We start from the raw sequence: 8,990 nt of genomic DNA, 5'->3' as shown, positions 1-8,990 counted from the left end.
GACCGGCGGGCACGGCTGCTGCCCGCGCCGCCCGGCGCGGACCGCGCCGGGGGCGACGCCTGCGCCGCGGTCGTCGGCGGCGGCGTCGCCGGGCTGACCGCCGCCACGGCCCTGGCCGAGCGCGGGGTGCGCGTCACGCTGTACGAGCGCGACGCGGTGCTCGGCGGGCGCCTGGCCGGGTGGCCCACCCGGCTGTCCGACGGCACCCCGGTGACGATGAGCCGCGGTTTCCACGCCTTCTTCCGGCAGTACTACAACCTGCGCGCCCTGCTGCGCCGCACCGATCCGCGCCTGGCGCGCCTGACCGGCCTGCCCGACTACCCCCTGCGGCACGGCGGCGGCGCGTACGACAGCTTCCGGCGCGTGCCGCGCACCCCGCCGTGGAGCGCGCTCGGGTTCGTCGCGCTGAGTCCCTCCTTCGGGCTGCGCGACCTGCCGCGGATGAGCCCCCGGGCCGCGCTGCCCCTGCTCGACGTGCGGGTCCCGCAGGTGTACGACCGGCTCGACCACGTCAGCGCCCACGACCTCCTCGAAGCGATCGGCTTTCCCCGGGCGGCGCGGCACCTGGCGTTCGAGGTGTTCTCCCGGAGCTTCTTCGCCGACCCGCGGCAGCTGTCGGCCGCCGAGATGGCCCTGATGTTCCACGTCTACTTCCTCGGCTCGGCCGAGGGCCTGCTGTTCGACGTGCCCGCCGAGCCCTTCCCGGCGGCCCTGTGGGACCCGCTCGCGGACCGCCTGCGCCGGCTCGGCGCCCGGCTGCGGACCGCGGCCCCGGTCGAGAGCGTCACCCCGCTGCCCGGGGGCGCCCTCACCGTGGCCGCGCGGGACGCGCGGGAGCGGTACGACGCCGTCGTGCTGGCCCTCGACCCGGCGGGGCTGCGCTCCCTGGTGGCCCGCTCCCCCGGCCTGGGCGACGCCGGCTGGCGCGCCCGCGTCGCGCGGCTGCGCACCGCCCCGCCGTTCCTGGTGTCCCGGCTGTGGCTGGACCGTCCCGTGCGGCGCGACCGCCCCGGCTTCCTCGGCACCAGCGGATACGGGGCGCTGGACAACGTCAGCGTGCTGGAACGCTGGGAGGGCGAGGCCGCCCGCTGGTCGGCCCGCACGGGCGGGTCGGTGGTGGAGCTGCACGCCTACGCCCTGCCCGACGACACCGGCCGCGAGGCCCGGCAGCGGGACCTGCTCGCCCAGCTGCACCGGGTGTACCCGGAGACCGGGCGGGCGCGGGTGGTCGACGCCCGCCACGAGTGGCGGGCCGACTGCCCCCTGTTCCCGGTGGGCGGATACGGTGACCGGCCCACGGTGCACACCCCCACGCCGGGCCTGGTCGTGGCCGGTGACGTGGTGCGCACCGGTCTGCCGGTGGCGCTGATGGAGCGGGCGGCGACCAGTGGTTTCCTCGCCGCCAACGCGCTGCTGCGGCGGTGGGGGGTGCGCGGCCACGCCCTGTGGACGGTGCCGGACCGGGGGCGCGGGGCGGTCCTGCGGTGGGCCGCGGCGCGGGCGGGCCACCGCGGGTGAGGGCGGGCGGGCCGTGTCCCGGGACCGGGCGGGGCGGGGCGGGGGTCACCGCGGGCCGCTCGCGTGCGCGCCGTGCGCGCCGGCGGCGGCGCGGACGATGTTGCGCGCCATCCCGCCGAAGACGACCGCGTGGAAGGGGGAGATGCCCCACCAGTACAGGTGGCCCAGCAGTCCGCGCGGGTGGAACAGGGCCCGCTGCCGGTAGCGGACGGTTCCCTTCCCGTCGTCGTCCACGCGCATCTCCAGCCAGGCCAGGCCCGGCAGGCGCATCTCCGCCCGCAGCCGCAGCAGCCGCCCCCGTTCGATCTCCTCCACCCGCCAGAAGTCCAGCGAGTCACCCGCCCTGAGCCGGCGGGCGTCGCGGCGGCCGCGCCGCAGCCCCACGCCGCCCGCCAGGCGGTCCAGCCGGCCGCGTACCGCCCAGGCGAGGGGGAAGGAGTACCAGCCGTTCTCGCCGCCGATGCCCTCGACGACGTCCCACAGGGCGTCGGGCGCCACCTCGGCGGTCACCTCCCGCACGTCGGTGTAGAGGCTGCCGCCGGCCCAGTCGGGGTCGGTGGGCAGCGGGTCGCTGGGGGCGCCCGGCACGGAGGCGGAGGACCAGCGGGTGGTGACCTGGGCGTCCCGGACGCGTTGCAGCGCCAGGGACACGGCCCGGTCGAAGCCGACGGGGTGGCCGGGCGGGCTGGGCACGTACCGTTCGATGTCGCCGTCCCGGCAGACCACCTCGTGCCGCAGGGACTCCGTCAGGGGCCGGGCGATCCGGCGGGGAACCGGCGTCACCAGGCCGATCCAGAGGCTGGACAGGCGGGGGGTGAGGACGGGCACGGGCAGGATGATCCGGGGAGGCAGCCCGGCCACGGCGGCGTAGCGCCGCATCATCTCCAGGTAGGTGAGCACCTCCGGTCCGCCGATGTCGAAGGCCCGGTTCACCTCGGCGGACATCCGGGCGCAGCCGGCCAGGATCCGCAGGACGTCGCGGACCGCGATCGGCTGGATGCGGGTGTGCACCCAGCGCGGCGTCACCATGACCGGCAGGCGCTCGGTGAGGTAGCGCAGCATCTCGAAGGACGCCGAGCCCGATCCGATGATGACGGCGGCGCGCAGCACCGTGGTCGGCACGCCGGAGCCGAGCAGGACACGGCCGACCTCGGCGCGGGAGCGCAGGTGCGGCGACAGGTCCGTCTCGGGCACCGCGGCCGGGGCCAGCCCGCCCAGGTACACGATCCGGCCGACACCGGTCCGGCGGGCCTGCTCGGCGAAGACGTGCGCCGCCCGGCGGTCGGTCTCCTCGAAGCCGGGGCCGGTGCCCAGCGCGTGCACGAGGTAGTAGGCCACGTCGGCGCCGCGCATGGCCCGGGCGACCGACGCGGGATCGGTGACGTCGCCGGCCACGATCTCCACGCGGCCGGCCCAGGGATGGTCGCGCAGCTTGCCGGGGGTGCGTGCCAGGCAGCGCACCCGGTGGCCGGCGGCGAGCAGTTCCGGGACCAGCCGGCCGCCGATGTATCCGCTCGCGCCGGTCACCAGGCACGTCAGGTTCCCGTCCGCCGTGCGCGGGGTCCGTGTCGTCCCGTCGTCGCCCATGTCCGTCTCCGCTACCTGTCCGTCGTCCCCCGGCTCGCCCCGTGCGCGTCACCCGGTCCCCGCCGTGCGGGCGGCGCGTCCGGATGCGTCCGGTCGCGGGAGCGGTCGGACGACGGCGGGTGCCCCGGCGGGGGGCGGACATGCCCGCGGACGGCCGCGGACGCCCGTGCGGCCCCTTTTGCCCCGCTCCGCCGCCGGCCGTCCGCCCGGGTCCCGGCCGGGCCCGGCGGGTGTCCGCAGGCGGTGAGCCGGGGCCGCGGTGAGAGGTGTACCTCCCCGGGGCCGGTGGGGGGCGTGTTTCGCGCCGCACGGGGGACATGAGGCGGCATGTCGACCGTCAAGGAACAACCGGCGTCCACCGCGTCCGGCCCGGCCCTGAAGCGGGCCCTCACCACGCCGCTGCTCTACTTCTTCGTCCTGGGCGACGTCCTGGGCGCCGGGGTGTACGTCCTGGTGGGCCAGATCGCCGCCGACGCGGGCGGAGCGGTCTGGGTGCCCCTGCTCGTCGCGCTGCTGCTGGCGCTGCTGACCGCGGCCTCCTACGCCGAACTGGCGACGAAGTATCCGCGGGCGGGCGGCGCCGCCCACTACGCCACCCGCGCGTTCGGCCCGTTCGCCGGGTTCGTCGCGGGGTTCTGCATGCTCGCGGCCGGCGTCGTCTCCGTCGCCGCGCTGGCCCGCGGTTTCGCCGGCGACTACCTGTCGGTCTTCGTCACCCTGCCCGTGGCGCCCGTCGCCGTGGGCTTCCTGCTGCTGCTCGCGCTGGTCAACGCCAGGGGCATCAGGGAGTCGACCCGGGCCAACGTCCTCGCCACGGTCGTCGAGGTCGCCGGGCTCGCCGTCATCGTCGTGCTCGGCGCGTGGCTGCTGCTGCGCGGCGACGGCGACCCCGGCCGGCTCACCCGGCTCGGCACCCCCGAGAAGGGCGCGATGGCCGCCGTCCTGAGCGGCTCGGTCCTGGCGTACTACTCGTTCGTCGGCTTCGAGACGTCCGTGAACGTGGCGGAGGAGACCCGCGACCCGCGGCGCTCCTACCCGCGCGCCCTGTTCGGGGCGCTCGTCACCGCCGGGGCCGTCTACGTGCTGGTGGGCGTCGCCGCGTCCGCGGCCGTACCGACCGAGCGGCTGGCGGCCTCCAGCGGGCCGCTGCTGGAGGTCGTCGAGGAGGCGGGCGGGGTGCCGCCCCGCCTGTTCGGCGCCGTCGCGCTCGTCGCCGTCGCCAACGGCGCGCTGCTCACCGGCATCATGTCCTCGCGGCTCGCCTTCGGCATGGCCCGGGACGGGCTGCTGCCCGCCGCCCTGGCCAAGGTGCTGCCCGCCCGCCGCACGCCCTGGGCGGCGATCGCGGTCACGACCGCGGCGGCGATGCTCCTGGCGCTCACCGGCGGCGTCGCCACGCTGGCGTCCACACTGGTCCTGCTGCTGCTCGTGGTCTTCCTGCTGGTCAACGTGGCCGTGCTGGTGCTGCGCCGCGATGGCGGCGCCGCCGGTCACTTCCGGGCGCCCACCGTGCTGCCCGTGCTGGGGGCCGCTTCGTGCGTCCTGCTCGCCACGCAGATCGAGGGCCGGGTGTGGGGGCGCGGGCTGGCGGTGCTCGGGGTGGGGGCGGTGCTGGCGGCCCTCGCCGCCGTGCGGCGGGCGAGGGCCGCGGGGGCGGACGGCACCGGGTCCGGCCCGGCCGCGGACGACACGGCCGGGCGCGGGTGACGCGGAGGCCGGGCGCGGGGCCCGCGGTCAGGGGCCGGACCCCGGGTCCGGCCGCACGGCGGAGGTCAGGCCGGCCCGTGCCGCCTCCAGCTGCGCGGCGAACGCGATGCCCAGGAACAGCGCGATGCCCGTCAGGTTGGCCCACAGCAGGAGGGCGACGAACGCGGTGAGCGGCCCGTACACGGCGCCGAAGGAACCGCTCCTGGCGACGTAGAGCGTCAGCAGCCAGGTCGCGCAGACCCACAGCACCAGGTGGACGGCGGAGCCGAACGCGAGCCAGGTGTAACCGGGCTGGTCCCGGCGCGGCGACCAGCGGAAGATGACGGCGGAGGCGACCCAGGCGAGGGCCGTGCCCACCGGGATCTCCAGGGCGCCCCACCAGCCCGGCACCCGGGACCAGCCGAAGGCCTGGGCGGTCGAGGCTCCGACGGCCTCGCCCGCCACGAGGACGAGGAAGCCGAGGACCATGGGGACGCCCGCGGCGAAGGCGAGCAGCAGGGCCCGGCCGTACTTCAGCGGGAAGGGCCGGTCGCGTTCGATGCCGTAGATCCGGTTGGCGCCCCGTTCCACCTGGGCCATGGCCGAGGCCAGGTTGAGGACGGAGAAGGCGAGGCCGAGCCAGAGCGCGATCGTGCTCCAGACGTCGGAGTGGGCGGTGCGGCGGGTGCCGCGCAGCGCCTCCTCGACCACGTCCGAGCTGGCGCCCGGCACGATCCGGCCCAGGGTCAGCTCGATGATCCGCCCGACGCTCTCGGTGTGCGCGGCCGTGGCGACGCCGACGAGGGCGATCGTGAACGGGACCAGCCCCAGCACGATCTGGAAGCCGAGGGCGCGCGCGTTGGTGAAGCCGTCCGCGTAGCGGAACCGCGAGAACGCGTCGAGCAGCAGCCGGACGCCCCCGTAGTGCCGCAGCGCGGTGAAGGCCTCGTCACCGGAGAGCTCGTCCCCGATCATGTCCCGGGTCTGCGGAACGTGTACGACCGTTCCCATGGTCCGCGTCTCTCCTCGCGCGTCGGGCCGACGGCGGGCGCGCCCGCCGGGGCACCGGCCGGTCGCGGGCCCCGGCATACCGTCTCCCCGGCCGCGCGCGATTCAGCCCTGCGGCACGCCGTGCCGCCGGCGTACGGCGCCGGACGCGCGGCCCGTCCCGGGTCCCGTCACGGTGTCCTGCCGCGCCGCGCCGCCAGCACGGCGTACACCACGATCCCGGCGAACAGGAACAGCACGCCCTGGTAGACGGCCGCGTATCCGGCGCCCGCGACGAGCCACATCGAGAAGGCGGCCGCGATCACGGCGATCACGGCGTCGCGCACCAGCCGCGGGCGGTCGACCAGGTCGTGCCGGCCCGAGACCAGGTGGTGCAGCTGGGCGGCGGTGGCCAGCAGGTACGGCACGGTCGCGGTGAACGTGGTGACGAGGACCAGGACGTCGAAGACCTTCGCCGAACTCGCCGTGTAGTTGTAGACGGTCAGCAGCGAGGCGAGGACGACGGTGACGGCGACCCCGGTGGTCGGGACCCCGCGCCGCCGGCGGGCGAAGGCGGCGGGGAACAGGCCGTCGCGCGCCGCGGCGTAGGGGGTCTGGGCGCTGAGCAGGGTCCAGCCGTTGAGGCAGCCGGTCATCGACACCAGCGCGGCGAGCGCGACGGCCCAGCCGCCCCAGGTGCCGCCGAACATGGCGTCGACGGCGTCCGAGAAGGGCGCGGTGGAGGTCACGAGGCGGTCGTGGGCGACGGTGCCGAAGACGGACAGCGTGCCCAGCAGGTACACGAGTGCGGCGCCCAGGGTGCCGATGACCGTGGCGCGTCCCACGGTGCGCCGGGCGTCGCGGACCTCGCCCGCGCTGACGGCGGCGGACTCCACCCCGAGGTAGGAGAAGAGCAGGATCGCGGCGGAGGCGGAGACCGCGCCGATCGTGCCGGTGCCGGTGGCGTCGAAGGGGCCGAGGTTGTCCGCGTCGAAGAAGAACAGCCCGCCGACGGCGACGAGCAGCAGCGGCACGAACTTCAGCACGGTGGAGACGAGCTGGACGGCGCCCACGTAGCGGGTGCCGGCGAAGTTGGCGAGCGCGGGCAGCCACTGCAGGACGAGAGCGGCCAGGCAGGCGGTCCACCGGTGGTCGTTCACCGGGATCAGCACGTCGAGGTAGCCGACGGCCGCGACGGCGAGCGCCGCGTTCGACACCCAGGTGGTGATCCAGTACGCCCAGGCGGCGAGGAAGCCGGCGAAGTCGCCGAAGGCCTCGCGGGCGTAGACGTAGGGTCCGCCGGTGCGCGGGTGGCGCTCGGCGAGCCGGCCGAAGACCAGGGCGAGGGCCAGGGCGCCGACCGTGAGGACGCCGAAGGCCACCAGGCTGACCGTGCCGTAGGGGGCGACGGAGGCCGGCAGGAGGAAGATGCCGCCGCCGATGACGTTGCCCATGACCAGGGCGGTGGCGACGGGCAGCCCGAAGCGGCGGGCGTGCCGGCCGGTGCTGCCGGCGGTGTCGTCGGTGGGGGTGGTGGGGGCGGGGGCCGCGGGGGTCGCCTGCGGGGCCGGAGCCGGCTGGGGGGCGGTTCCGGGGACGTGCATGGGGTGGTGCGCCTCTCATCGAACTGACGTCCGGGGTCGCCGGACGCAGCTCATGGTCGGGCATGACGCGGCACCGTTCCAAATCGCACACGATTGTCTTGTTTGACGGGGTCCGACGCCGTAAAAGGTGCGCCGCGGGGGGCTTCGCACCGGCAATCGTGCAGCGACCGGTGGAGCGGGGTCCGCGGACCGGCCCGCGCGCCGCGAGCGGGCGGACCCGTCGCCGCCTGCTCCCGGACCGGGCGCGGCCCGGCGTCCGCGCGGCACACCGCACGGCCCGTGGGGAGCCCGGTCCCCGCCGCACGGGGCCGGGCGGCGGGGCGGGGCGGGTTCAGCGGCGCAGCGCCTCGAAGGCCTGCCGGGCGCCGACGCCGATGGCGAGGTCGATGTCCGGGGCCAGGCCGGCCCGGCGGTCGGCGCGGGTGAGCGCGGCCACGGCCACCCGGTCGCCGGACTCGGCCTCCACCACGCCGATCTCGTGCCGCAGGTGGAGGAAGGTCCCCGTCTTGCCGCTCACCTTGAGGGTGTCGGCGCGCAGTTCGCTCGCCAGCCGGTGGGTGAAGACCTGCATTCCCATCAGCCGGCGCAGCTGCGCGGTCGCGGCGGGCCGCGCGATGTCGTCGCGCCACACCCGTTGCAGGAGGCCGACCAGCGCGGTGGCGGTCCCCGTGTTGGCGTGCGCCGGGTCCAGCGTCTCGATGGTGTGCCGCCCCGAGCGGTCGTCCCGGATGGCCAGCTCCTGGGCGAGGGAGAAGTCGTTGCCGGCGGCGCCGGCGGCGCACCGGTACATGTGGTCGAACCGGTGCCGCACCCGTATGCCCGTGCACCCCCACGCGTCCAGACGGGCCTCGACGTCCGCCGGCGGGACGAGGTCGAACAGGGCGTCCCCGGCGGCGTTGTCGCTCACCGTGAGCATGAGGTGGGCGAGGTCGGCGACGGCCACGGTGGCCGGGTACCGGAAGGCGGCCAGTCCGGTGGGTCCCACACTGCTCGTGGCCGGGTCGACCGTCACCGGGCGCGCCGGGTCGAGCTCCCCGGCCGCGATCTCGTCCAGTACGACCAGGGCGAGCGGGACCTTGACCACCGAGGCGAGGGGCACCGCCTCGTCGGCGTCGAAGCCGAGCTGTTCGCCGGTGTCGATGTTGCGGGCGAGGAACGAGCCGCGGACGCCCAGGGCCGTCCAGTCCGCGGCGATCGCCTCGGCGACGTCGAGGAGGGCGCCGTGGTCGGCGACGTACGCCGGGCGGCGCGCCGGGGCGGCGCTCATGCGCGCGCCGCCAGTCGTGACGCGGCGTCCCGGCCCGTGGCCGCGGGCCGCGGGCCGGCCGGCCCGGCCGCTTCGGCGCCGACCGCGGCCGCCAGCAGGGCGGCCAGCCAGTCCGGCACGTCCCGCACGCCCGGCCGGCGTGGTGCGGCGGCCGGGTCGTACCCCCGGTGCAGCGACGTGTCGGCCAGCGGCGCCCACACGGCCCCGTGCCGCCGCGCGAACGGTTCCGGGCACAGCAGCCTCGCCCGGCCGGCGAGGGTCTCGGCGACCGCGGCGGCCATCGCGGCGGCCGGCCGGAACAGGCTCTCCGGCAGTCCCGCGCGCGCGGCGGCGCGCGCCAG

6 protein-coding genes and 1 pseudogene are annotated in these 8,990 nt (G+C 76.7%); 2 read left to right on the top strand and 5 right to left on the bottom strand.

Features of this window, described 5'->3' with window-relative positions; all coding sequences use genetic code 11:
* The coding region (locus tag ABD363_RS32025; protein ID WP_344609975.1) for an FAD-dependent oxidoreductase at positions 1–1,518 on the top strand (1,518 nt) is incomplete at its 5' end.
* A 45-nt stretch (positions 1,519–1,563) separates the two neighbouring features.
* Here ABD363_RS32025 and ABD363_RS32020 read toward each other — a convergent pair.
* Positions 1,564–3,105: an SDR family oxidoreductase gene (locus tag ABD363_RS32020; protein ID WP_344609974.1), complete on the bottom strand. Its 1,542-nt coding sequence runs from the start codon at positions 3,103–3,105 to the stop codon at positions 1,564–1,566.
* 327 nt (positions 3,106–3,432) lie between these two features.
* On the opposite strand from ABD363_RS32020, the gene ABD363_RS32015 reads away from it, so the two are divergent.
* Complete coding sequence (locus ABD363_RS32015) at positions 3,433–4,812, top strand: APC family permease (RefSeq protein ID WP_344609973.1); 1,380 nt, start codon at positions 3,433–3,435, stop codon at positions 4,810–4,812.
* A 27-nt stretch (positions 4,813–4,839) separates the two neighbouring features.
* Here ABD363_RS32015 and ABD363_RS32010 read toward each other — a convergent pair whose 3' ends face one another.
* The 4 genes and pseudogenes from ABD363_RS32010 to ABD363_RS31995 form a co-directional block, all read right to left on the bottom strand.
* Positions 4,840–5,802, bottom strand: coding sequence for a YihY/virulence factor BrkB family protein (locus tag ABD363_RS32010; protein ID WP_344609972.1), 963 nt, complete (start codon positions 5,800–5,802; stop codon positions 4,840–4,842).
* Between the two features lie 167 nt (positions 5,803–5,969).
* Positions 5,970–7,382, bottom strand: a complete 1,413-nt coding sequence (locus ABD363_RS32005; protein WP_344609971.1) for an amino acid permease — start codon at positions 7,380–7,382, stop codon at positions 5,970–5,972.
* Between the two features lie 331 nt (positions 7,383–7,713).
* Positions 7,714–8,649, bottom strand: coding sequence for a serine hydrolase (locus ABD363_RS32000; RefSeq protein WP_344609970.1), 936 nt, complete (start codon positions 8,647–8,649; stop codon positions 7,714–7,716).
* A pseudogene (locus tag ABD363_RS31995) lies at positions 8,646–8,990 on the bottom strand (LysR family transcriptional regulator); the annotation flags it as partial. The pseudogene ABD363_RS31995 and the gene ABD363_RS32000, both read right to left, overlap by 4 nt.

This window comes from Streptomyces glaucus, from assembly GCF_039533365.1.
Taxonomy (GTDB): Bacteria; Actinomycetota; Actinomycetes; order Streptomycetales; family Streptomycetaceae; genus Streptomyces; species Streptomyces glaucus.
This window is presented reverse-complemented; position numbering and strand designations above follow the sequence as displayed.

Excerpts from the sequence above, each read along its gene's own strand:
- ABD363_RS32020 (WP_344609974.1), bottom strand. The coding sequence starts at position 3,105 with ATGGGCGACGACGGGACGACACGGACCCCGCGCACGGCGGACGGGAAC.
- ABD363_RS32010 (WP_344609972.1), bottom strand. The coding sequence starts at position 5,802 with ATGGGAACGGTCGTACACGTTCCGCAGACCCGGGACATGATCGGGGAC.
- ABD363_RS32015 (WP_344609973.1), top strand. The coding sequence starts at position 3,433 with ATGTCGACCGTCAAGGAACAACCGGCGTCCACCGCGTCCGGCCCGGCC.
- ABD363_RS32000 (WP_344609970.1), bottom strand. The coding sequence starts at position 8,649 with ATGAGCGCCGCCCCGGCGCGCCGCCCGGCGTACGTCGCCGACCACGGC.
- ABD363_RS32005 (WP_344609971.1), bottom strand. The coding sequence starts at position 7,382 with ATGCACGTCCCCGGAACCGCCCCCCAGCCGGCTCCGGCCCCGCAGGCG.